21 protein-coding genes are annotated in these 22,576 nt (G+C 65.6%); 11 read left to right on the forward strand and 10 right to left on the reverse strand.

Annotation, left to right across the window (positions count from 1 at the left end):
- A partial coding sequence (locus KF857_10530; protein ID MBX3112433.1) for a hypothetical protein occupies nt 1–560 on the reverse strand: 560 nt, incomplete at its 3' end.
- Nucleotides 561–832: 272 nt separating this feature from the next.
- Between KF857_10530 and gluQRS the strand changes: the two genes are divergently transcribed.
- Nucleotides 833–1,669 carry a tRNA glutamyl-Q(34) synthetase GluQRS gene (gene gluQRS, locus KF857_10535; protein MBX3112434.1) on the forward strand — a complete coding sequence of 279 codons (837 nt, stop codon included), beginning with the start codon at nt 833–835 and terminating at the stop codon, nt 1,667–1,669.
- Here gluQRS and KF857_10540 read toward each other — a convergent pair.
- Together KF857_10540 and KF857_10545 are read right to left on the reverse strand one after the other, a co-directional pair.
- Nucleotides 1,666–2,664, reverse strand: coding sequence for a TerC family protein (locus KF857_10540; GenBank protein MBX3112435.1), 999 nt, complete (start codon nt 2,662–2,664; stop codon nt 1,666–1,668). The two genes, gluQRS and KF857_10540, sit on opposite strands and share 4 nt — an antisense overlap.
- A complete protein-coding gene (locus KF857_10545) occupies nt 2,661–2,918 on the reverse strand; it encodes a zf-TFIIB domain-containing protein (protein ID MBX3112436.1) in 258 nt (85 codons plus the stop codon). The genes KF857_10540 and KF857_10545 overlap by 4 nt, the downstream gene beginning before the upstream one ends.
- Nucleotides 2,919–3,184: 266 nt before the next feature.
- Between KF857_10545 and katG the strand changes: the two genes are divergently transcribed.
- Together katG and KF857_10555 are read left to right on the forward strand one after the other, a co-directional pair.
- Nucleotides 3,185–5,371: a catalase/peroxidase HPI gene (gene katG / locus KF857_10550; protein MBX3112437.1), complete on the forward strand. Its 2,187-nt coding sequence runs from the start codon at nt 3,185–3,187 to the stop codon at nt 5,369–5,371.
- A 50-nt stretch (nt 5,372–5,421) separates the two neighbouring features.
- A complete protein-coding gene (locus KF857_10555; protein ID MBX3112438.1) occupies nt 5,422–6,363 on the forward strand; it encodes a hypothetical protein in 942 nt (313 codons plus the stop codon).
- Nucleotides 6,364–6,453: 90 nt separating this feature from the next.
- Here KF857_10555 and KF857_10560 read toward each other — a convergent pair whose 3' ends face one another.
- The 4 genes from KF857_10560 to KF857_10575 form a co-directional block, all read right to left on the reverse strand.
- A complete protein-coding gene (locus tag KF857_10560; protein ID MBX3112439.1) occupies nt 6,454–7,764 on the reverse strand; it encodes a Gfo/Idh/MocA family oxidoreductase in 1,311 nt (436 codons plus the stop codon).
- Nucleotides 7,765–7,880: 116 nt separating this feature from the next.
- A complete protein-coding gene (locus tag KF857_10565; GenBank protein MBX3112440.1) occupies nt 7,881–8,819 on the reverse strand; it encodes a PEP-CTERM sorting domain-containing protein in 939 nt (312 codons plus the stop codon).
- Between the two features lie 113 nt (nt 8,820–8,932).
- Nucleotides 8,933–9,706, reverse strand: a complete 774-nt coding sequence (locus tag KF857_10570; protein ID MBX3112441.1) for a hypothetical protein — start codon at nt 9,704–9,706, stop codon at nt 8,933–8,935.
- A gap of 23 nt (nt 9,707–9,729) precedes the next feature.
- Nucleotides 9,730–10,143: an EamA family transporter gene (locus KF857_10575; protein MBX3112442.1), complete on the reverse strand. Its 414-nt coding sequence runs from the start codon at nt 10,141–10,143 to the stop codon at nt 9,730–9,732.
- 52 nt (nt 10,144–10,195) lie between these two features.
- Between KF857_10575 and KF857_10580 the strand changes: the two genes are divergently transcribed.
- Nucleotides 10,196–11,578, forward strand: coding sequence for a sulfatase (locus tag KF857_10580; protein MBX3112443.1), 1,383 nt, complete (start codon nt 10,196–10,198; stop codon nt 11,576–11,578).
- 73 nt (nt 11,579–11,651) lie between these two features.
- On the opposite strand, the gene KF857_10585 is transcribed toward KF857_10580, so the two are convergent.
- Nucleotides 11,652–12,476: a PEP-CTERM sorting domain-containing protein gene (locus KF857_10585; protein ID MBX3112444.1), complete on the reverse strand. Its 825-nt coding sequence runs from the start codon at nt 12,474–12,476 to the stop codon at nt 11,652–11,654.
- A gap of 180 nt (nt 12,477–12,656) precedes the next feature.
- Here KF857_10585 and KF857_10590 point away from each other — a divergent pair, with 180 nt between their 5' ends.
- Nucleotides 12,657–14,042 carry a beta-glucosidase gene (locus tag KF857_10590; GenBank protein ID MBX3112445.1) on the forward strand — a complete coding sequence of 462 codons (1,386 nt, stop codon included), beginning with the start codon at nt 12,657–12,659 and terminating at the stop codon, nt 14,040–14,042.
- Between the two features lie 2 nt (nt 14,043–14,044).
- On the opposite strand, the gene KF857_10595 is transcribed toward KF857_10590, so the two are convergent.
- Entirely contained in the window at nt 14,045–14,641 is a 597-nt protein-coding gene (locus tag KF857_10595) for a hypothetical protein (protein ID MBX3112446.1), read from the reverse strand.
- Nucleotides 14,642–14,749: 108 nt separating this feature from the next.
- Here KF857_10595 and cysS point away from each other — a divergent pair, with 108 nt between their 5' ends.
- Nucleotides 14,750–16,231, forward strand: a complete 1,482-nt coding sequence (cysS, locus tag KF857_10600) for a cysteine--tRNA ligase (protein ID MBX3112447.1) — start codon at nt 14,750–14,752, stop codon at nt 16,229–16,231.
- The gene (locus KF857_10605) at nt 16,231–16,644 is read left to right on the forward strand and encodes a GNAT family N-acetyltransferase (protein MBX3112448.1); all 414 of its coding nucleotides are present in this window, start codon (nt 16,231–16,233) and stop codon (nt 16,642–16,644) included. The genes cysS and KF857_10605 overlap by 1 nt, the downstream gene beginning before the upstream one ends.
- Here the strand turns inward: KF857_10605 and KF857_10610 are convergent.
- A complete protein-coding gene (locus tag KF857_10610) occupies nt 16,641–17,825 on the reverse strand; it encodes a hypothetical protein (protein ID MBX3112449.1) in 1,185 nt (394 codons plus the stop codon). The two genes, KF857_10605 and KF857_10610, sit on opposite strands and share 4 nt — an antisense overlap.
- A 56-nt stretch (nt 17,826–17,881) precedes the next feature.
- Here KF857_10610 and KF857_10615 point away from each other — a divergent pair, with 56 nt between their 5' ends.
- The 4 genes from KF857_10615 (at nt 17,882) to KF857_10630 (ending at nt 22,572) form a co-directional block, all read left to right on the forward strand.
- Nucleotides 17,882–19,456: a hypothetical protein gene (locus KF857_10615; protein MBX3112450.1), complete on the forward strand. Its 1,575-nt coding sequence runs from the start codon at nt 17,882–17,884 to the stop codon at nt 19,454–19,456.
- Nucleotides 19,390–20,991: a bifunctional phosphoribosylaminoimidazolecarboxamide formyltransferase/IMP cyclohydrolase gene (purH, locus tag KF857_10620; protein MBX3112451.1), complete on the forward strand. Its 1,602-nt coding sequence runs from the start codon at nt 19,390–19,392 to the stop codon at nt 20,989–20,991. The genes KF857_10615 and purH overlap by 67 nt, the downstream gene beginning before the upstream one ends.
- A gap of 63 nt (nt 20,992–21,054) precedes the next feature.
- Complete coding sequence (locus KF857_10625) at nt 21,055–21,372, forward strand: hypothetical protein (protein ID MBX3112452.1); 318 nt, start codon at nt 21,055–21,057, stop codon at nt 21,370–21,372.
- A gap of 147 nt (nt 21,373–21,519) precedes the next feature.
- A complete protein-coding gene (locus KF857_10630) occupies nt 21,520–22,572 on the forward strand; it encodes a rod shape-determining protein (protein MBX3112453.1) in 1,053 nt (350 codons plus the stop codon).
- The last annotated feature ends 4 nt before the right edge of the window (nt 22,573–22,576 follow it).

Below are 22,576 nucleotides of genomic sequence, written 5' to 3' on the forward strand. Positions count from 1 at the left end.
GCACCTTCTTTCGACCGGTCAAACTCAGCCAACTCCGCCAGTCTCAACGCGTTCATTCGAATGTCCCCCAACGGCGTCTTCCCTTCAGCGTAGGGGACGTTTAGGTGGTTCGTGACATAGCCCTTGTAGTTTGCGCGGGTGCCATGTGATTGCCCTGAAGCATAGTTAGAGTCCCAATAGCAGGCTTCAATGAATTGTGCGATGGTGGGTGGTCGCTCAGGAAACGGGTTAACCGGTTCATCAATGACCGTCCCTCGAAGCGCGCCGATGCGCTCATATCTGTCCTCAAGCCATTTCGTGCTGTTGAGCGCCTCAAGTTCTGCCTGCTTCTTCTCAATTGCGTCGTCCAATAGCTTTCTGCAAGCCTTCTTCTGGGAATCAGTGACCCTGACCGTGTGGGTCTTACCGTAGCAGTCCTCGGCTGACCAGAAGCCTCGATAGAAGATGCGCTTCACGATGGGTTCGCCCTCTTCGTCCCTAAGAGTCACCCCATCGGAGTCCCGTCTATACTCTTTCTGGCGCTTTACCGTGCCAGTCCCCTTCTTGCGGCGCTGGAGCATGGCTCATATTATGAATCCCTGTACTCTATCTGTGCTCTATGCGCATATCAAATTTCTCCATTTCCCGCAAATCCGCACAGAATGACGCGCAAAGCATCTCAAATTTCAATCTGCCTAACCTGCAAACTCCATTGGCGTCACCTTTTCAAGTCCTGTACCGCCCACCACCGACCAGATCAACCAGACCACCCGTCACCTCCGCAGGCCTCCAGCCCTGAGCCTCCACGATTCGCCCCCGGCGCCTCAGCGCCACCCTCGGCCACAATGCGTTGATGGAGACCGTGCGGTTCGCCCCCAGCCCGACCGGGTTGCTCCACCTCGGCCACGCCTACTCGGCCAAGTTCGCCGACCGCGCCCGGGAGTCGGGCCGGTACATCCTCCGCATCGAGGACATCGAGCGGGACCGGGTCAGGCCCGAGTACGTCGACGCCATCTTGGCCGACCTCGCCTGGCTCGGCCTGGAGTGGGAACAGCCCGTGACCTTCCAGTCCACCCGGCAGGCCCGGCACGATGAAGCCCTTCAGGCGCTCGTCGCGGGCGGCTGGGTCTACCGCTGCTTCTGCTCACGCAAGCAGGTGGCCGAGTCCCTGGCCAGCGAGGCAGCGGCCCCCCACGGGCCGATCCCCGCGTACCCCGGCACCTGTCGGCACCTGGCCGCCGCGGACTCCGACGCCCGGGCCGCAGCCGGCGAGGAGTTCGCGTGGAGGCTCGATGTCGCCAAGGCCCTGGCCCACCTCGGCCCCGTCACTTGGCACGACCGGGGACGGGGTGTCCAGGCCGTCCAAGCCGTCCCCGACCCCGTCGTCGCCCGGCGCGACATCGGGACGAGCTACCACCTGTGCAGTGTCGTCGACGACGCCGACCAGGGCGTGACCTTGGTGACCAGGGGCGGCGACCTCTTCGAGTCCACCCACGTCCACCGGATCCTGCAGGGCCTGCTGGACCTGCCCACCCCGGCGTACCACCACCACAACTTGGTCGGCTGCGCCGACGGCCAGCGCCTGTCCAAGCGCGACGGCGCGATCAGCCTCAGGTCGATGAGGGAGCGCGGCCACACCCCTGAAGAGGTCTTGCAGACCGCGGTGCGCCAGCTCCTGCCCTGGGCCTAGCCGGCCACACCTCCCACCGACCGCCTCGACCGCACCAGCGAAGCCCACACCGCGACGGCTAGGATCGCCACGATGATGCCCAGCGACCAGACCACGGGGAACTTGGGCCAGTCGGGCACCAGTGCCTTCTCCACGTAACCGTAGACCATCTTGCCGCCCACAAAGGCGAGGACGGCCGCCAGGCCGTAGCCCAGGTAGTGGAACCTCTGCACCAGCCCGGCCAGGGCGAAGAACAGCGACCGGAGGCCCAACACCGCAAAGATGTTCGACGTGAAGACCAGGAACGGTTCTGGCGTGATCGCGAAGATCGCGGGCACCGAGTCGATCGCAAAGACCACGTCGGTGAACTCCACCACGAGCAGGACGAGGAGCAAAGGCGTGGCCGCCCACTTCCCGTTCACCCGGGTCGTGAACCGCGGGCCGTGGTACCCGTCCGTGACCGGCATCAGCCGCCTCACCAAGTGGACGACCGGGTTCTTGCCCGGGTCGGTCTTCTTGTCCTTGGCCAGGGCCATCTTGACGCCGGTGACCACCAGGAAGAGGCCGAAGACGACCATGGTCCAAGAGAACCGCTCCAGCAGGACCGAGCCCACTGCCACGAACGCGGCCCGGAACAGCAGGGCGCCGATGACACCCCAGAAGAGCACTTTGTGCTGGTACTCCTCCGGCACGTTGAAGTAGCCGAAGACGAGGATGAACACAAAGATGTTGTCGATGCTCAGGGCCTTCTCGACCAAGTAGCCGGTGAGAAACGCAAAACCCGCCTCGCTGCTTGTCGTCGCGCTCCCCGGCTGGATGACGTCCCAAAACTGGAACACCGCCCAGTTGAACACAAGGGCCAGGGCGATCCACACGCCACTCCAGACCAAGGCCTCCTTGACCTCGACCTTGTGGGCCTTGCGGTGGAAGACGCCCAGGTCAAGGGCCAGCATCGCCGCGACAAACGCGACGAACGCCCCCCAGACCCAGACGGGGACTCCGGCGAGGGCGGTCAAAAGTCGAACAACTCCTCAAAGAAGCTCTCGCGCTTCTTCTTGTAGGGCTTGTCGTCCTCATAGCGGCGGCGTTCCGGCTGGTGTTCGCGGCGGGGGCCACGGTCGCGGTCTTGTCCTCCGCCCGAACGGGCGATGATCTTGTCCAGTTCACCGCGATCGAGCCAGACGCCGCGGCAGTCCGGGCAGTAGTCGATCTCGACGTCCAGTCGCTCGACAATGACGAGAGGGGCGCTGCAGTTGGGGCAGGTCATCATGGTTGTCTCCTCCGCCCTGCCCAAACGACAAAAGACCTCCATCGCTGGGCGATGAAGGTCTCGCGTCGATGGCGGCCCGGCCCTGTCTCCAGAGCGTATTGACGTACCCGCCTTCCGGCCATGCCGGATCGCTACTCCCCTTCGGGGCTTGCATGTCAAGACGCCCGGCGGCGCGCCCGCGTTCCCAAAATCTTCCGGCATGGGTCCGACGCGACACCCAGGCCCCCATGTCCGGGCACAATCTGGCTTCCACAGGAGCAACCCCGATGTCGACCGAAACCCCGACCCAAGCAGGCCGATGCCCGTTCCATCAGGGCGCGGGCGGACCCCAAAACCGTGACTGGTGGCCTGACCAACTCCGGCTCAACATCCTGCGGCAGCACTCGTCGCTCTCCAACCCCTCCGACCCCGGTTTCGACTATGCCGCCGCGTTCAAGTCCCTCGACTACCAAGCGGTCAAGGCCGACCTCTTCGCGCTGATGAAGGACTCCCAGGCCTGGTGGCCCGCCGACTGGGGGCACTACGGCCCCCTCTTCATCCGCATGGCGTGGCACAGCGCCGGCACCTACCGCGTCCACGACGGCCGGGGCGGCGCGGCGTCGGGCTCGCAACGGTTCGCCCCCCTCAACAGCTGGCCCGACAACGCGAACCTCGACAAGGCCCGCATGCTCCTTTGGCCGGTCAAGAAAAAGTACGGCCGCAACCTCTCTTGGGCCGACCTCCTCGTCCTCGCCGGTAACTGCGCCCTGGAGTCGATGGGTTTCAAGACCTTTGGCTTCGGCGGAGGCCGCGAGGACGTTTGGGAACCAGAAGAAGACGTTTACTGGGGCAACGAGGCCGAATGGCTGGGTGACAAGCGGTACACCGGCGACCGCGAACTTGAGAATCCCCTGGCCGCCGTCCAGATGGGCCTGATCTACGTCAACCCCGAGGGCCCCAACGGGAACCCCGACCCTCTTGCCGCCGCCCGCGACATCCGCGAGACGTTCGCCCGTATGGCAATGGACGACTATGAGACCGTCGCTCTCATCGCGGGGGGTCACACCTTCGGCAAGACCCACGGGGCCGCCGACCCCGGCCAGTACGTGGGCCGCGAACCCGCCGGGGCACCCCTGGAGGAGATGAGCCTGGGATGGAAGAACACCTACGGCACCGGTAACGCCGGAGACACCATCACCAGCGGCCTGGAAGGGGCGTGGACGTCCACGCCGACCAAGTGGAGCAACAACTTCTTCTGGAACCTCTTCGGCTACGAGTGGGAGCTGACCAAGAGCCCCGCCGGGGCCCACCAGTGGATCCCCAAGGCGGGCATGGGGGCCGGGTCGGTGCCCGACGCCCACGACCCGGCGAAGAGGAACACGCCCGTCATGCTCACCACCGACCTCGCCCTTCGGATGGACCCCGACTACGAGAAGGTCTCCCGCCGGTTCTATGAGGACCCCGACGAGTTCGCCGACGCCTTCGCCCGGGCCTGGTTCAAGCTGACCCACCGGGACATGGGCCCCGTCAGCCGCTATCTGGGCCCCGAAGTCCCCGCCGAGGTGCTCGTTTGGCAAGACCCCGTGCCCGCCGCCGACCACGCGGTCATCGACGCGGCCGACATCGCGTCACTCAAGGCGCAAATCCTCGCCACCGGGCTCACCGTCCCCCAACTCGTCTCCACCGCGTGGGCGTCGGCCTCGACGTTCCGGGGGTCGGACAAGCGGGGCGGGGCCAACGGGTGCCGCGTCCGCCTCGCCCCCCAGAAGGACTGGGAGGCCAACAACACGCCCCAACTGGCCAAGGTGCTCGAGGCCCTGGAATCTGTCCAAGACGCCTTCAACAAGGCCCACTCTGACAAGCAGGTCTCCCTCGCCGACCTCGTCGTGCTCGGCGGTTGCACCGCCGTCGAGAAGGCGGCCGCCGACGCCGGCACCCCGGTCAGCGTCCCGTTCACCCCGGGCCGCACCGACGCCACCCAAGAGATGACCGACGTCGAGTCGTTCGGCTACCTGGAGCCGGTCGCCGACGGTTTCCGCAACTACGCCCGCAGCGGTGTCCGCACGGAGCACCTCCTTGTCGACAAGGCCCAGTTGCTCACCCTCACCGCCCCCGAGATGACCGTGCTCGTCGGCGGGCTCCGGGCTCTGGGTGCCAACTACGACGGCTCGGCCAAAGGCGTCTTCACCGACCGCCCCGGCCAACTCACCAACGACTACTTCGTCAACCTCCTCGACATGTCGATCGCCTGGACCCCCACCTCGCCGGACAACACCGACTTTGTCGGTCGCGACCGGGCGACCGGGGCCGAACGGTGGTCTGCCACCCGGGTCGACCTCGTCTTCGGCTCCAACTCCGAACTCCGGGCGGTCGCCGAGGTCTATGCCTGCGACGACGCCAAGGAGAAGTTCGTGGCCGACTTCGCCAAAGCCTGGGCCAAGGTTATGGACCTCGACCGGTTCGACTTGGCCTGACCCTCCCCCGCCTGCGCCCTTCCCCAGGGAGGGCGCAGGCCCACAAAGCCGTGACCCTAGCCCCACTCTTCTTCATCGCGCTTCGGCCAGCCCACGCCCCCGAGGTCAAGCTACGCACGGCCCCCTTTGCCGCGCACTACTGCGACCTGCGTTACTACGCCCTCGACCCCGAGGGCAGACCCGCCGGATACCAGGCCGGCACCGAAGCGCTACGCGCCATTGACCGGGGTATGCCCGCCGCGGACCGCCGCGTCAAAGACCTCTACTGGAAGCTCGTCGACTCCGTCGTCCTCCAGTGCGCCGCGCCCGACGACCTGCTCGACTCTCGGTACCAAGGCCGCAAGGTCGGCGGCTCGCTTGACCTCGGCGAGACGTTGGCGGCGGTCGCCCAGGCGATGCGCGACACCCAGGCCGCCGCCCAGACCCAATGGAAGGCCGACCAGGCCCGGCTCACCAAAGCCCAAGACGCCTGGATGGCGGCCCGGCCCAAGCTCGACGCCGCTTACGCGTTCCTCGAGTCCAAACTGGGCGTCACCAAGCCCCCCGCTTCCGTGGACGTCCTCCTCGTGCCCCGGCTGGAGGGGGCCGGTGGCATCACCCTCCGCACCCCGGGCCAGCCCCTTGTCGTCGTCGGGTGCAACCGGTTCGAAGGTGCCGACTTCGTCGAGGTCGTCGTCCACGAGACTCTTCACGCCTACGACACCGCCACCACCGTCGGGCTCTTCCGCCAGGTGCGCGAGGAGATGCGGTCGGCCCAAGTCCCCCAGCCCCGGGCCGAGCAAGTCGTCCACCTGCTTGTCTTCCTCCATGCCGCCGAAGCCGTCCGCCGCGCCATTGACCCCGGGCACCGGGACGTGGGGGAGACGTTCGGCATCTACGCCAAGGGCCTGGAGCGGGACCGCAAGGCGGTCGCGCCTGCGCTGGCCGCCTATTGGAGCGGCAAGACCGACCTCGCCACCTGCGCCAAACAGATCGCCGCCGCCTGTAAGTGAGGGACGTGCCCGGCCCCGTGGCCCAGTCTCCCTTGGTTCTACCGACCTGGGCCGGGCAATTGAACGCCACGTACCGCCAAGGCGGGACCGTCACTTGTAGATGGGCAACGTCCAGGGGCGGCGGTACTCACGCTGGTAACCGGCCGTGTTCCGGCCGACCCGGCCGACGAGGTCCATCTTGGCCTTGTCCCACCGCAGTTGTTCCCCCGCCTCCAGGGCGGCGTTGGCGAGGTGGCAGACGATGGTGGTCTGGCCGACGCTGGCGATGTCGCCGCGAGGGACGCCGCGGGACTTGACGCACTCCAAGAAATTTGTCCAGTGGCCGGTAGTCTCGGGCGAGGCCTCCTTGGGTAGTTCCTTGCCGTTCGGGTCGAGGACTTGCCATCCCCCACGCCAAACCCTCAGGGTGCGGCCGTCCGCGCTGACGAACTCGGTGCCGTGGTCGGGACGGCCGGGATGGTCTCGCAGGATCGACCACGTGAGGACGAAGTCGGGGTCATGGAAGCGGAAGACCGTCTCGACGGTGTCGGGGGCGTCGCGGTCTTCGCCGACGAAGGCGAGTTTGCCTCCGGCGGCGCTGACCGTGGTCGGCATGACGAGGTCCAGGCCCTTGCTCATGCCGAGGAGGGCGATGTCGATCATGTGGACGCCCCAGTCCACCGTCTTGCCCCCGCCAAAGTTCATGAACCAGCGCCACTCGTTGTGGACGTGGTTGGGGGCGTAGGGCACCATCTTGGCGGGGCCGACCCAGAAGTCATAGTCCAGGCTGGCAGGAGGTTGGCTGGGCGCGACGGTGCCGGTGTGGGAGGTGTCGGTGATCCAGGCGCGGCACAGGACGACCTTGCCCAGCTTGCCGGCGCGGACAAAGGCGATCGCGTCGGTGAACTCCTTGGTGCTGCGCTGCCAGGTGCCCACCTGGACCACCCGCTTGTGGTGGCGGGCCGCGGCGACCATGCTCTTGGCCTCGACGATGTTGTGGCTGATCGGCTTTTCGCAGTAGCAGTCTTTGCCGGCCTCGACGGCGTGGATGAGGTTAAGGGCATGCCAGTGGTCGGGGGTGCCGACAATGATGGCGTCAATGTCTTTCCGCTCGAGCATCTTGCGGTAGTCGTGGAAGACCTCGGGCTTGCGGCCGTACTTCTTCTCGACTTCGGCGATGTCTCCGGGCATACGGCTGGTGTCCACGTCGCAGACGGCGGCGACTTCCACCTCGGGCAGGGTCATGAAGTTGCGCATGTTGGCCGCGCCCATGCCGCCGCACCCGATGAGGCCGAAGACCACGCGGTCGTTCGCGCCCATGACCCGGGGCCGGGCGGGGGTTTCTGCCGCACGGAGCAGAGGGGCGGCCGCCCCGGCCAATACGCCGGTACCGGCCTTTTCGAGGAGTTTGCGCCGCGTCATGTCAAGACTTGTAGACCTCTTCATCGTCCTGTCCTTCCGCGGGCATTCTATCCCCACCCAGGCATGAAAAGGCCCCGCACTCGGCGGTGCCGGGCGCGGGGCCGGTTCTCCTGGCCTTACTTCTTGGACCGCTTGCGGACGACGGCGGCCACGCCGAGCCCGAGCAGGGCCATCGTGCCGGGCTCCGGCACCGACTCGACACTGACGTTGTCGTAGACGACGGTGTTCAGGAAGTCGTTGGCGTCGGTCGAGCTTGAGGAGTTCGTGTCCGAGTAGTTGAACAGGATGTTGCTGCCCGCCAGGTTGACGGTGCCCAGGTCGACGGTGGCGATTTTGAGGCCGTCCACCGACCAGGTCGCCAGCCCGTTGACGACTTCGATGACCGACTTGTGCCATCCGAAGGCGATATTGCCGGCCTGGGTGGCGCCGGTCTGGCTGGGGAAGAGGGCGGTCTGGGCCGCGGGGGGCGTCACGCCGCCGAACACCGCGTAGTACGGGTCGGAAGCATTGCGTGACGGGGCGTAGTAGACCGGGTCACCGTTACCGTATCCCGACGTGGCCGCCGAAGAGTAGGCCCGCCAGTCGGCGGACGAATTGCCGTCGGTGGTGGTCATGAAGTAGACGCTGTTGGCGTTACCCGGCCATTGGGCGGTCGCACCGTCGGTGCCGATGCCCATTCCGCCGAGTTGGGTGGAGCCGCTGCCGCCGCCGGGAGCCGGGCCGACAAAGTTGAGCCAAATATCGGCCGAGACCCGGTAGTTGCCGGTGAAGGACTGGCCGGTGGGCGAGACGCTGAGCCCGCCGAAGATGCCGCTGGACTGGTTGGCCAGCATCATCAACCCCCGGGTGCTGCCGCCGGCGCCGTTGGCCGAGGGGATACCCAGCTTCGAGTAGTCGAAGAAGAAGTCGGCGACCGAGTCGGTCGGGCCGTTGTTAACCGTCCAGTTGGAAGTGTGGTCTGCGTCGAAATCGTCGCTGAAGAGCGACGCAAAGCTCGTCGAGGCGAGGGTGGCCAAGGCGAGGGTGGTTACGAGGGTTCGTACGGCTCCTTTCATGGGATCCTCCAATAAAGCGTGGGCCACCGTCGGCCCTCGCTGATATGCCTAAGTTACCTCGCATTGCCACGGGGCCCGACCAATTAGTCGGGCCCTGCGCATTTCTGGCATTTCTACGGGCGCGCCGGGGGAGGCGGCAACTTGGTCGTGTTGTACTTGCCCTCGTACCGCCATGGGTTGCCACCGAAGACCCGGTCGACGACGGCGAAGAGTTTGGGGTCGTACTTCTTGAGCCCGACCCGGTTGCCGACCTCGTTGTGGACGCCGTCAGCGGGGCTCGCCGTGCGCGCGCAGTCGAAATACATCTGGACGCCCTCGGCGAAATACTCCATACGGTTTGTCTTCGAGTAGGTGTCGTGCCACAGCCCCTCCTTCATCGCCGAAGCATAGGCGGCCTTGATATCTTTGACAAAATCTTTGTCCACGGCGCTGAAGGCAAACTCGTCCAGGGTGTGGGCGAACTCGTGGATGTAGATGCTCTCGCCTTTGTAGCGGTCGGTGGGGTATTCGAGGATGTTCTCTTCCCCTCCGCTGCAATACTTGCCCCCTAGTCCCCTGGCCCGCTTGTTCCAGTCGGTCTTGGGGTCGTCGCGTAGGTCGGCATACTCGGGCAAGTCGGTCTGCCCCTCTTCTTCTGCGATGATCGAATAGTGGCAGCCGGCCTTGACGAGTGCCTCCATCGTGCCCTTCGGGCACCGGGCCAGCATCTTGTTGAAGGTGTCGACGATCACAGCGAAGGCTCGGTCTTCTACCTTTGCCGACCCAAGGATGGGCATGCCCCGGAACGAGACGTGCTTGCTGTAGAAGCCTCCGTAGGACAGGGCCGCGGGCGGCTTCGAGACCGTCACTTTGGTTTGGGCCAGGACGAGCGCGGCGATCAGGGCCATGTCCCTTCCATCCTACGACAGACTCACCTCAGAGTGAGAAGGACGCCACCGACGATGAGGGCGCAACCACCGGCAAGGTTCCAAGTCAGTTTCTCCTTCAGCAGCACGACCCCGAGCACGACGGCGATGACGAAACTGAGTTTGTCGATCGGGGCGACCTGGGCCACGTCTCCGGCCTGCAAGGCCCGAAAGTAGCACGCCCACGACGCCCACGTCGCCACGGCGGACAAGCCGAGGAACAGCCAGTTCGTCCGGTGCAGGGCCTGCAGGTCCATCTGCTTTGCCGCCACCGCGACCATGACCGAGAAGACCAGCACGAAGGCGACGCGCACGACCAGCGCGGTGTTGGCGGGCACGTCGGCGACGCCCTTCTTGGCCAGCACCGCCGTGACCCCGGCGAACACCGCCGACAAAAGAGCCCATATCCTCGCGTCCATGCCGGTTATGACGTGGGCCACGGGCGACTAGTGCCGTCGGTAGAATCGGGCCATGGTCGCCGCGGTGTTGGCGTCTCTCGCGGCAGCGGCCGCCCCGACGAACTTTGTCGTCATCCTCTGCGACGACATGGGCTATGGCGACCTCAGTTGTTACGGAAACAACGTCTACGAGACGCCGAACATCGACCGGCTGGCCCGCGAAGGGGTGCGCTTCACCGACTTCTACTCGACCCCGGCGTGCAGCCCCACGCGGGCCTCGCTGATGACCGGCTGTTATCCCGCCCGGGTCGGCATCAACGAGGTGCTCAACCCGACCGCCAAGATCGGCCTGAATCCCCGGGAGGACACCATCGCCAAGCTCTTGAAAGAGAAGGGTTACGCCACCGCTTGCGTGGGGAAGTGGCACCTGGGGCTAGGGCCGTCGTGGCCCACCAAGATGGGGTTCGACCAGTTCTACGGGTTGCCTTACTCGCACGACATGTGGCCCCCGAACGGAAAGAACTGGCCGCCGCTATATTTGTACGAAGGCACGAGGCGGGTCAAGGAGATCAAGACCCTTGAAGACCAAGGCGAACTGACGGGCCGGTACACCCGCTACGCCCTGGACTTCATCAAGAAGAACAAGGGCCGCCCGTTCTTCCTGTACCTCGCCCAATCCATGCCCCACGTCCCGGTCTATCCCGGCCGACGCTTCCTTGGCAAGAGCGGCAAAGGCCTTTACGCCGACGTCGTCCAAGAGATCGACTGGTCGGTCGGCGAGGTCGTCGCCCAGTTGAAGCGTCTGAAGCTGGAGCGGAACACTCTCGTCGTCTTCACTTCGGACAACGGGCCATGGATCCCGTACGGCGACCATGCCGGGTCGACGGCCGGGCTCAGGGAGGGGAAAGGCACCAACTTTGAAGGCGGCACACGCGTACCGGCGGTGTTCTGGCAACCGGGCACCGTCCCCGCCGGTGTGGTGCGCCACCAGATCGCCGCCCAAATGGACTTGCTCCCGACCATCGTCGCCCGGGCCGGTGCGCCGAGGCCGTCGAAGAAGATCGACGGTCACGACATTTCTTCTCTGCTGACCGCGTCCACGGACGTCAGGTCGCCTTGGGAGTGCCTCTATTACTACTACCCCGGAAAGCTAGACGCCGTCCGCTCCGGCCGGTGGAAGCTCCATGTGCCCCATCCCTACCTTCACCTGGTCCAGGCCGGCACGGGCGGGCTACGAGGGAAGCAGACGACCTTGCAGACCGGATGGGCGCTCTACGACATGGTGGCAGACCCTCTTGAGACAACCGACGTCTCTGGACTCCATCCTGACGTCGTCGGCCGTCTCAAACGGTACGTCGAGGATGCACGCCAAGAACTCGGCGACACCCTGACCAAAAGGTCGGGCAGCGGGGTGCGGGCTCCGGCCACCGTCACGCCTCTAGACTTTCCCGACTAAGTCGGCACCAAGGAAAAGCAAGGAGCCTTCAACCATACGGTTAAAGGCTCCATATGTCGCGGGCTGCTGAATATCAGCGGCGTCGGCGCTGGCAGACTGCGCCAAGGCCGATGGCCAACACGGCCATTGTCCCCGGCTCGGGGACGGCCTGCGGCTGGAAGTAGCCCATCGTGTCGGTGTACGTCGACGCTGTCGATTTGCTCCCGGAGAAGCTTCCTGTCGAAGTCCCTTGGGTCAATGCTCCAAAGATGATCAGATACTGGTAGCTGTGCCCGTTGATGAAAGTGCCCGCCGCAAACGACTTCGACGTGAAGGAAGCCGGGTCCCCTTGCGACGAGTAGACGGTCAAACCGGCGGTCAGATCGAACACGGAGAAGTAGGTTTGGAGTGACGTGTGGTCGCCGCCCGCTGAAAACGTGTTCCAATTGAAAGTGAACGCCTGGTCGACGTCCATGGCCTGTAACTGGCTATAGGTCGAGCCGGTCAAATAGGGCACCTGGTCGGCCCAGCCCGGGTCACCGTAGGTCACGTAGTCGACTTCGCCACTGTGGACACCGGCGTTGGGTTGGAAAAGGTACGTGCCCGGCCCGTAGACCGCCTGGACCGCCGCCCGGTTGGCAAAGCCAAACTGCTCAAATGACGACACGAAAGAGCCGCCCGCAGTCATCGCCCTAGTCGTGGTGTCTGGCAGTGTGAGTGTGCCGGTGGTCACTTCACCGGCCGAACTCGTGAAAATGCGACCGGTGAAACCGGCGTTGACCGGGGCGACCGGCTGGGCGGTCGACGTCTGCTGATACACGTCCCAGATGGCCGCCTCGTGAAACGTGATAGACGCCGGTGCCGCGACGGGCAGGACTGCCGCGGACGCGGCCAGAAGCAATGCTCTCCTCAATGTCATTTCAACACCTCCAGTTCTGAAGTCCATCTATTGTGCCCGCCATCACCGGATGCAGGCGTCTACCTATCGAAAACCTGACAGGAATACGGTGGCTCTGGCGTCACGGCTGTAACGCCTACCCATGGCCGGCGTTACCGGGCCCTTCCGCCCGCCCAGGTACATTCCAGGTTCAAAAACACCATGCGGACCCTTGAACGACCAGCAAATCTCACCTTTCCTGACAATTTTCTCTGGGGTTCCGCGACCGCCGCGTACCAAATCGAGGGCTCACCGACCCGACATGGCGGCGGGCCGTCGGTCTGGGACGAGATGTGCAAGCGGCCCGGCAAGGTGTTTGACGGGCACAGCGGCCAGACCGCGTGCGACCACTACCGGCTCTTCAAGGAAGACGTCGCGATGATGCGGGACCTGGGCCACAAGGTTTACCGGTTCTCTCTCAGCTGGCCACGGCTGTTCCCCGAAGGGACAGGTCGCCGCAATGACGACGGCTACCGCTTCTACAACGAACTGGTCGACGAGCTGCTCAAGGCAGGCATCAAGCCGTTCGTCACCCTGTTCCACTGGGACTACCCCCATGAGCTTTACAAGCAGGGCGGGTGGATGAACCCCCAGAGCCCGCAGTGGTTCGAGGAGTACACCGCCGACGCGGTCGGGTTTCTTTCCGACCGGGTCAGCGACTGGATCACGATGAACGAGACCGTCGTCTTCCTTATCCTGGGCCACCTCACCGGCGTCCATGCCCCCGGGACCAAGTTCAGCCGCGCCGAGGTGATGCTGATGCTCAAGCACGCCCTCCTCGCCCACGGGCGCTCCTGCATGGCAGTCCGCGAGCACGCCAAGACACCGGCACGGGTCAGCTACGCCCCCGTGGCGAGCGTCCGCTACCCCACCGACGAGTCTCCCGAGGCGGTCGAGGCGGCGCGCCGAGCGACCTTTGCGGTTTGGCCGGACAACTTCTTCTGGTCGCCCGCCCTCTACTTTGAGCCTGTCTTGAAGGGAGTCTGGCCCGAAGACGTGGCCCAGACCCTGGGTGACGACGACCCCCGGGTCACGAGCGCCGAACTGGCGACAATGCACCAGAAGATCGACGTCCTCGGCCTCAATTTCTATCAGGCCGACCCGGTCGCGCCGGATCACGACGGGGTGGCCCGCTTGGTCAGGCCGTCGGTCGGGGCGCCTCGCACCGCCTTCGATTGGCCGGTCACCCCCGACGGCATCTACTGGTCGGTGCGCTTCTTCTGGGAACGGTACGGTGTTCCGCTCTTCATCACCGAGAACGGCACCTCCTGCACCGACTGGGTGGCCCTCGACGGCGGCGTCCACGACCCCCAGCGGATCGACTACACGCGCCGCTACCTCCAGTGGCTCCACCGCGCCACGGCCGAAGGCGTACCGGTCGAGGGCTACACGCACTGGAGCCTGATGGACAACTTCGAATGGGCAGAAGGGTACAAGCAGAGGTTTGGCCTCGTCCACGTCGATTTCGAGACCCTGAAACGGACGCCGAAAGACTCGGCTTACTGGTACCGAGACGTGATCGCCAGCAACGGCGCGGCGATTTGGTGACCCTAACCGGTTCGGCCGAAGAACTCCCGGGCCTGGGCGGCGTCCGTCTGGGTCAGGTTGTGCCGCGCGGCGATCCTGACGACCTGCGTCTTGGCACCCGCCCGGTGCAGCGTCGAGGCCAAGATGATCCCCGACTCCGGTTCGCAGACGGTGTCTTGGTTGCCCAGCAAAAGCATGACCTCGGTCGAGATCTTGGGCAGTTGGGTCGGCGTGTGCGTCGCCATGGGCCGCATCAGCACGGCCCGTTCAAAGTCGTACCCCGCCAGCATCAGGGCGGCGGCCATGTTCGCGCCGTTGGAATAGCCGACGACACTGCACCGGTCGAACTTGTACTCCTTGCCCGCCCAGGCAAGAAAATCCAGGAGCTCATTGGTCCGGGCCGTGATGTCTTCAAGGTCGAACGCGCCCGCCGCGACACGGTTAAAAAAGCGGGCCGAACCATACTCAGTGACGCTTCCCCGGACACTCAGCAACGACGCTTCGGGCCAGACCGCTCTGCCCAGGGGGAGGACTTCCTCTTCGTCGCTGTCTGTCCCGTGGAGGACGATCAAGACCGGGGCACCCTCGCCCTGAGGTGACCAAATGTGCTTGTGTGTCAAGGCCGTCAGACAATCTTGACACCTACCCGCCTCGCCGCGCGGGGCGGGGTAGCTTCCGAACAGCCGGGCCCGAACCGGCGTCATGAACGAAAAGTAGAATCCCCGCCAATGGCCGACCGCACGCTGAGGCTCTACGACAGCATGTCGAGAGTGGTGAAGCCCCTGGAGCTCCTTGAGCCCGGACACCTGCGCTTCTACTCGTGTGGACCGACGGTCTACTCTTACGCCCACATCGGCAACTTCCGGAGCTTCCTGACCGGCGACCTCATCGTCCGCACTGCCAAGGAGATCGGCTGGCGCGTCACTTGGGTGACGAACATCACCGACGTCGGCCACCTCACCCAGGACGACGTCGCCGACGCCGGCGGCGAGGACCGCATGGAGAAGGCCCTGCGGAGCAAGGAGGGCGAAGGGTTCAGCAACGTCTGGGAGCTCGCCGAGTACTACGGCGAGAAGTACCGCGAGGATTGGGAACGCCTCAACCTCACCGAGCCCTCCGTCCGCCCAAAGGCCACCCAGCACGTCCGCGAACAGATCGTGATGACCCAAGCCCTTATCGACAAGGGCCACGCCTACGAGACTCCCACCGGCGTCTACTTCGACGTCGACAGTGACCCTGGCTACGGCAAACTCAGCGGCAACACGAGGGACGGTCTCAAGGAAGCCGTCCGGGACGTCGTCCTCGACGAAAACAAGCGTCAGCAGGCTGACTTTGCCCTGTGGAAGAAGGACGACAAACACCTCATGCAGTGGTATTCGCCCTGGGGGTGGGGGTTCCCGGGGTGGCACATCGAGTGCTCCGCCATGGCCCGGGCTTACCTAGGTGACACCATCGACCTCCACAGCGGCGGCGAGGACAACATGTTCCCCCACCACGAGTGCGAGATCGCCCAAAGCGAGGCTTACACGGGCAAGCCGTTCAGCAACCACTGGGTCCACACCCGCTTCCTTCAGGTCGAGGGCGAAAAGATGGCCAAGTCCAAGGGCAACTTCTTCACCGTCCGCGACCTGATCGAGCAAGGCTTCGACCCCCTCGCCCTCCGCTATGCCCTGATCAGCGTCCCTTACGGCAAGCCGCTCAACTTCACCATGCAGAACCTCCGCGACGCCCAAGGCAACGTCGAGCGGTTCCGCGAGTGCGAGCGCCGCGTCGCCTCGACCCTCGGGGCCGTACCGGCCGCACCGGGCGCCCCGACAGGCTCCGACCTGGAGCGCGTGGCCGGAGAGATGCTCGACGCCATGTGCGACGACCTCAACACGTCGGTCGCCATCGCCAAAGCGATCGAAGGGACCAAAGTGATCCTCCGTCAGAACGAACTCGGCAAAGACGAGGCCGAGGCGGCGGCCTGGTTCCTCCGCCGGGTCGAAGGCCTGTTGGGGCTCTGGCGCGAGACCGCCGAAGAGAAATGCGCCGACGCCGAGCCGGTGGTCGACGGCGTCACGGTCACGGAGTGGATCGAACGTCGGGCGGCCGCAAAGAAGAACAAGGACTTCGCCGAGGCCGACCGCGTCCGGGCGACTCTGGCCGAGGCCGGCGTCGAACTGCGCGACACGCCCGGGGGCACCACGTGGGCCAGGAAGCAAGGGTGATGGTCGAAGTCTCGGACGACCGGTCCCGAATCGATGTCGACCTGGTCAGCCAGTGGCTTCATGACTCGTATTGGGCGGCCGAGCGTCCACGCGAGGTCATCGAGAAGTCGATCGCCAACTCCCATTGTTTTGCCGCGTTTATCGACGGCAAGCAGGTCGGATTCACCCGGGTCGTCACCGACCATGCCACGTTCGCCTGGGTGTGCGACGTCATCGTGGACCCGGGCGCACGAGGGCAAGGCGTCGGTAAAGCCCTCATGCAAGCGGTCGTCGAACACCCGGACTACCGAGAGATCCGCCAGGTGGTGCTGGCGACCAAAGACGCCCATGGCCTTTACGAGCAGTTCGGCTTCAGCCTGATCCCCCATGGGCGCTGGATGGCGCGCCGGAGCGCCGCCTACCAAATCAACTAGCGCATGTGGCGGAGGGCGGCCCGGCACGCCTCCACGACGCGGTCGGCGGTGGTGGGCCCGTTGAAACTCAGCGTCGCCTCGTAGCCGCCTCGGGCATAGTCGTCGGCCTCCAGGATATAGCCGCACCACCCGTTGCAGTGGCTGACGACCAGCGTCGTCGCGAACCCGGCCGCCCGGCCCGCCGCCACGATCCTTCGCCCGACCGCCGCCGTCGGCTCGCCCGGGACCCCGACGACGGCCAGGTTCCCGTAAGACCAGGCCGACACCGTGGCCGAAGGAGGCGCGAACTTGGCGACCATCACCTTGGCCAGCACCTCGGGGACGTTGTTCTCGGCGATGAACGCCGGGCTCGGCACCGGCGGTTCGAGGCGCACCGCCTGGCTCGCCGTCCTCAAGCGTCCCCGTACCGTCACCGGTCTGGCACGCCCCAGGGCCGCCCGCATCGTCTCGACCATCCCCGCCACCGCCTTGTCTGGGTCGGCCCCGTCCGCGACCGGCGACATGTCGCCGATCGCCCCGGGTAAGAACGCCGCCCCGGTCGCCGCCGACAATGCACCCGGCCAGTCTCCGCTGACGCGGAGCCGGCGCTCGCCGTAGACCGTCGCATGGGCCGCAAACGACGCGAAAAGGGGCCGGGAACCCGCCGACACCATGGTCAAGGTGGGGTCCGGATGGGCACCTTTGCGGCGGGCTCGGTTGAGATTGACAAAGGCTTGACGCTCCACCAGGCCGTCGACCCGGACGGTGGGGCGGCGTAAGGTCGTCTGTACCAGCCCGGCCAGCCTGCCCGCCGTCCAGTCCAGCCACTTCCTCTTGTAGTCGGCGATGCCAGGAATCCCCAACGTCATGCGCTTGTTCAGCATTTGGCTGTCGGGGGCGCAGTGGGTGTGGGTGGCGACCAAAAAGAGGTCGGTCCCACGGGGGACGCCGGCGCGGACCGCCTCGACCAGGCTTTCCGGGATGGTCAGGGTCTCAAAGGAGACGACGGCCAACCGCCTTCCTCCCTGGGTCAGGACCACGGCCCGGGCCCAAAGCTTGTCCTCGCCGGGCTCGGACACGGCCCCCTTTCGCGCGGTGTAGCCGCCCAACGGCAGCGGCTCCGGCGGGGTCATGTCGACCGCCCCGGTCTGGACTCCGAGGGCCCACGCCGAGGTGGCCGCCAAGCTCCATACGGCGAGCATCAGACCAGTTTACGTCCCCGGTAGACCCGCGGGAGGTCTGCTACAATCGCCTACCGATGAGCTTCGCGGTCAACCTGCTGACAGACACGGCTCAGGTCGAGCCGGGGACGTCGGTGCCCATGATCGTCGAGGTCGTGAACCACGGCGAGGCCGAGGACCATTACGAGCTGAGCGTCGAGGGCCTTGACCCCGAATGGACGGCGGTGCCCGTGCCCACGTTTGCCCTGGAGCCGGGTTCGGACCGCTCGGAACGGATCTTTCTCAAGCCGCCCCGCGACAGCGACAGCACAGCAGGCTCCTACCCCTTCGTGGTGCGCGTCCGCTCGCTGGAAAGCGGCGAGGCGAAGTCCATGCAGGGCATGCTCGAGATCAAATCGTTCACGCACCTCGCCATCGACGTCTCGCCCCGACGATCCCAGGTCTCACTCTTCCGGCAGGACGCCGCGTTCACCGTCATCGCGAGCAACCTGGGCAACACCGAGCAGGCCCTCCAACTCTTTGCCAACGACACCGAGGACGCCTTTGCCTACGAGTTCGAGATGAACCAGGTGAGCCTGGCCCCGGGCAGCTCCCGCGACGTCCATTTTCGCGCCAGTTCGACCTCGAAGTCGCTGTTCGCCCGCACCCGCCTGCACCAGGTCAGCGTCACCGGTCGCAGCGTGGCGAACCCGGCGGTCGCCGCCAGCGCCTCGGCCCAGATCGAGCAACGCGCCCTGATGACGCCGATGTCCTTTGTCGCCGCGATGGTCTTCGCCATCATCGCCATGGCCTGGGTGCTCCTCCTGCCCAAACCGCCCGACGTCGAGTACCTTCGCCTCAGCACCGACCGTGCCACCGTGAACGACCAGGTCGTCATCCGGTGGAAGGCCACCAACGCCTCGGGAGTCGTGCTGACCATCGGCAACAAGACGATCGAGACAGACCCGGTCGGCGAGCGCACGGAGACGTTCACCACCGCCGGCGAGGTACCCGTGACGATCCACGCCGTACGCGACGACAGGAAGAGCGAAGAGGTGGTCCGCCGCTTGGTCATCGTCCCCCGGACCGAGGCGCCCCTGCCTGAGATCCTTGAGTTCGTCATCAAGCCCAGCAAGGTCAGGTTTGGCGACACGTTTTTAGTCGCCTATAAGTTCGGCCCGTCGGTCACCGAGGCTATCCTCCAGCCGGTCAACATCAAACTCGACCTCGCCACCGACCAGGTGCAGGTCCGGGCCGACATGCAGGGCACCGTGGTCTACAAGCTCATCGCCCGTAACGCGGACGGCAAGACGGTGGACAAGTCGGTGACGATGAACATCCTGCAGGAAAGCCGGGCCCAGATACTGAAGTTCAAGGCCACCCCCGTCGAAATCGACTCGTTCAACAACCGGGTCACGATCGAGTGGGAATGCGCCCAGACCACCAAACTGCAACTCCAGTCCGGCGACCAGACTCTGGAACTCGACCCCACCAAGGGCAAGCAAGACATCACCGTCCTCAAGGCCACGACCCTGATACTCACTGCGACCGACGCCGAGGGGCTCGCCACCCAACAAAAGATCGACATCAAGATGAAGAACCCTGAATCGACCCCTCTCACCGGCGGAGACGTCGGACATCCGACGACCACGACGACGGGGACGGGAGGTTAGCCGTGCCGAGGGCCCTTCTCAGCCTGACCGACAAGTCAGGTGCCGTCGAATTTGCCCAAGGCCTCGCGGCCCAGGGGTTTGATCTCGTCAGCACCGGTGGGACGGCCAAAACCCTCCGCGACGCCGGGCTCTCCGTCACCGACGTGGCCGACGTCACGGGTTTTCCCGAGATGCTGGACGGACGGGTCAAGACGCTCCACCCCAAGGTCCACGGCGGCCTGCTCGGCGACGTCCGACTCCCGTCTCACCAGGGCCAGATGGCTGAGGCCGGCATCGAGCCGATCAGCGTCGTCGCGGTCAACCTCTACGCCTTCGAGCAGACCGTGACGCGCCCCCACGACCTCGAGGAGGCGGTGGAGTCGATCGACATCGGCGGCCCGGCGATGATCCGGGCGGCGGCGAAGAACTTCGCCAACGTCGCGGTGGTCGTCGACCCGGCCGACTATTCCGCCGTCCTCGCCGCGCTGGCGGACGGGACACTGGCGGACAAGCGGCAGGCCTTGGCCGCGAAGGCCTACCGCCACACCGCGTTTTACGACTCCATGGTCAGCCGGTACCTGACGAAGTCGGCCGGGGAAGACCCCTTCACCGAGACCTTGACCGTCGGGCTCCGCCGGTCCCTGTCGTTGCGCTATGGCGAAAACAGCCACCAACGCGGCGCCCTCTACGTCGACCCCCTCGCCGAGCCCGGCATCGCCCAGGCCAAACAGCTCTACGGCAAGGAACTGAGTTACAACAACATCCTGGACGCCGAGGCGGCCTGGGAGTTGGTCGCCGACCTGCCCGCCGGTGCCTGCGCCATCATCAAGCACGGAAACCCTTGCGGGGCGGCGGTCGGCTCGACCCTTGGGGCCAGCTACCGGGTCGCCAAGGCTAGCGACCCGGTGAGCGCCTTCGGCGGTATCGCGGCTTTTCATGGTCTGATCGACGGCGAGACCGCCGAGGCGATGGCGGAGAAAGGCAACTTCCTTGAGGTCGTGATCGGCCTCGGCTACACGCCCGAGGCACTCGACGTGTTCCGGAACCGGTCCGGATGGGGGCAAGACGTCCGATTGCTGGAGGCGGCCCTGCCGCCGAACGTCCAGACCATGACCGTCCGGGCCGTCCGGGGCGGGGTGCTGGTGCAAGAGTCCGACGAGGACCCCGGGAACGAGTGGGCCGTCGTCACCCAGCGCGCGCCGACTGAAGAAGAAGCGGCGGCCCTGCGCCTAGCCTGGGCCATCGTGCCCCACGTCAAGTCGAACGCCATCGTCATCACCGACGCCCTCCGGCTGCTCGGTGTCGGCGCGGGCCAGATGAACCGTGTCCAGAGCGTCCGACTCGCGCTGGAGCAGGCCGGTGCCGGGGCTCAAGGGGCCGCTCTCGCCAGCGACGCCTTTTTCCCCTTCCCCGACAGCATCGAGACTGCCGCGGCGGCAGGGGTCACCGCGGTCATCCAACCTGGAGGGAGTAAAAAAGACGCCGATGTCATTACCAAGGCCGACGAACTCGGCATCGCGATGGTTGTGACCGGGACGAGGCATTTTAGGCACTGAGGCTGTGACCTCTGGCGTAAAATGGATGTCAGAACAAGATAAGGACTTGGTAGGAGAACTTCATTGAAGAACCAGAACGATTTGATCGCGATCATCGTGGCGGCTGTGCTCGCCGTCGGAGCGTCCGCGTACTTCATCTTCGCCCGACGCACCCCGGCAAAGCCGGCGGAACCGACCCAGGTGCCGACCGCGGCCTCCCAGGTCCCTGCTGGGGCCGTGACCTATGCCAACAGCCTTCCTGGCGGTGGCGGCGGGAGCGTCGGAGGACGCCGAGGCGGCCCGGCGGGCGTCGGCGGCGGCAAGAGTAAGTGGGACAACATCGGGGCCGGTGGGCCGGGCGCCCCTCTCGCGCCGACCGGTGTGCGCGCCGCTGGCAAGTGACCTTGCCCTGGACGGCCTCATAAGGCCTAGGGTTCCGGCAGAAACCAAGGCTGGGCTGGCATCATTGGTCAGCCCAGCCTTTGTCTGCGTCGAGTCCTGTGGAACCCCGATTGAGCGGAACGAGGCCCCGCGGCCCATGGCGCAACGATGAGCGACCCCGTCTCCAAGTGGTTCCATAGCACGTTTGCCCGAGACATCGGAATCGATCTCGGCACCGCCAACACGCTGGTCCATGTCGCCGGCCGGGGCATCACGATCCGCGAGCCCAGCGTCGTCGCCATCGACAAGGAGACCAAACGGACCCTTGCCGTCGGCGAGCAGGCCAAGCGGATGCTGGGGCGCACCCCCGCGAACATCGTCGCCATGCGCCCGTTGCGCGACGGCGTGATCGCCGACTACGAGCAGACCGCGGCGATGATCCGTGACTTTGTCCAGCGGTCGAAGAAGCGATGGACACTCATGACCACCGTCGTGGTCGGGATCCCCAGCGGTGTGACCGAGGTCGAGCGCGACGCCGTCCTTGACGCGTGCAAGAAGGCGGGGGCCCACAAAGCCTACGTTATCGAAGAGCCCATGGCCGCCGCGATCGGGGCAGGCATGCCGGTCGAGGAGCCGGTGGGTTCGATGATCGTCGACATCGGCGGGGGCACGACCGAGGTGGCCGTGATCTCGCTGGCCGGCATCGTTCACTGCAAGTCGATCCGCGTGGCCGGAGACGAGATCGACGAGGCCATCGCCGCTTACGTCCGCCGTGCCTACAGCCTCTACATCGGCGACCGCACCGCCGAACAGACGAAGATCGAGATCGGCTCGGCCTATCCGCTCGAGCGCGAACTCTCGATCGTCGTCAAGGGCCGCGACTTGATCACCGGCCTTCCCCGTAGCACAGAGGTCACCAGCGTCGAGATCCGTGACGCCATCAAAGAGCCGCTCATGACGATCGTGGAGGCGATCAAGCTCACCCTGGAGGCCACCCCGCCCGAGCTTGCCGCCGACTGCATGAACAGCGGTATTGTCATCGCAGGAGGAGGTGCGCTGATCCGTGGCTTTGACAAGCTCATCGAACGCGAAACCGGTATGCCTGTCCATGTCGCCCACGACCCGCTCAGTTGCGTGGCGATCGGCACGGGACGCATGCTGGACGCCCTGAGCGAAAGCCCGGCCATCCGGCGCATGCTGGAGCGAGCATCGCGGACGTAGACCG

It is taken from the genome of Fimbriimonadaceae bacterium (assembly GCA_019638795.1).
Lineage (GTDB): Bacteria > Armatimonadota > Fimbriimonadia > Fimbriimonadales > Fimbriimonadaceae > JAHBTB01.

Excerpts from the sequence above, each read along its gene's own strand:
- KF857_10610 (MBX3112449.1), bottom strand. The coding sequence starts at position 17,825 with ATGCTCGCCGTATGGAGCTTGGCGGCCACCTCGGCGTGGGCCCTCGGA.
- KF857_10605 (MBX3112448.1), top strand. The coding sequence starts at position 16,231 with ATGGTCGAAGTCTCGGACGACCGGTCCCGAATCGATGTCGACCTGGTC.
- KF857_10565 (MBX3112440.1), bottom strand. The coding sequence starts at position 8,819 with ATGAAAGGAGCCGTACGAACCCTCGTAACCACCCTCGCCTTGGCCACC.
- KF857_10545 (MBX3112436.1), bottom strand. The coding sequence starts at position 2,918 with ATGATGACCTGCCCCAACTGCAGCGCCCCTCTCGTCATTGTCGAGCGA.
- KF857_10615 (MBX3112450.1), top strand. The coding sequence starts at position 17,882 with ATGAGCTTCGCGGTCAACCTGCTGACAGACACGGCTCAGGTCGAGCCG.
- gluQRS (MBX3112434.1), top strand. The coding sequence starts at position 833 with ATGGAGACCGTGCGGTTCGCCCCCAGCCCGACCGGGTTGCTCCACCTC.
- KF857_10585 (MBX3112444.1), bottom strand. The coding sequence starts at position 12,476 with ATGACATTGAGGAGAGCATTGCTTCTGGCCGCGTCCGCGGCAGTCCTG.
- KF857_10590 (MBX3112445.1), top strand. The coding sequence starts at position 12,657 with ATGCGGACCCTTGAACGACCAGCAAATCTCACCTTTCCTGACAATTTT.
- cysS (MBX3112447.1), top strand. The coding sequence starts at position 14,750 with ATGGCCGACCGCACGCTGAGGCTCTACGACAGCATGTCGAGAGTGGTG.
- KF857_10575 (MBX3112442.1), bottom strand. The coding sequence starts at position 10,143 with ATGGACGCGAGGATATGGGCTCTTTTGTCGGCGGTGTTCGCCGGGGTC.
- KF857_10570 (MBX3112441.1), bottom strand. The coding sequence starts at position 9,706 with ATGGCCCTGATCGCCGCGCTCGTCCTGGCCCAAACCAAAGTGACGGTC.
- KF857_10630 (MBX3112453.1), top strand. The coding sequence starts at position 21,520 with ATGAGCGACCCCGTCTCCAAGTGGTTCCATAGCACGTTTGCCCGAGAC.
- KF857_10560 (MBX3112439.1), bottom strand. The coding sequence starts at position 7,764 with ATGACGCGGCGCAAACTCCTCGAAAAGGCCGGTACCGGCGTATTGGCC.
- katG (MBX3112437.1), top strand. The coding sequence starts at position 3,185 with ATGTCGACCGAAACCCCGACCCAAGCAGGCCGATGCCCGTTCCATCAG.
- KF857_10580 (MBX3112443.1), top strand. The coding sequence starts at position 10,196 with ATGGTCGCCGCGGTGTTGGCGTCTCTCGCGGCAGCGGCCGCCCCGACG.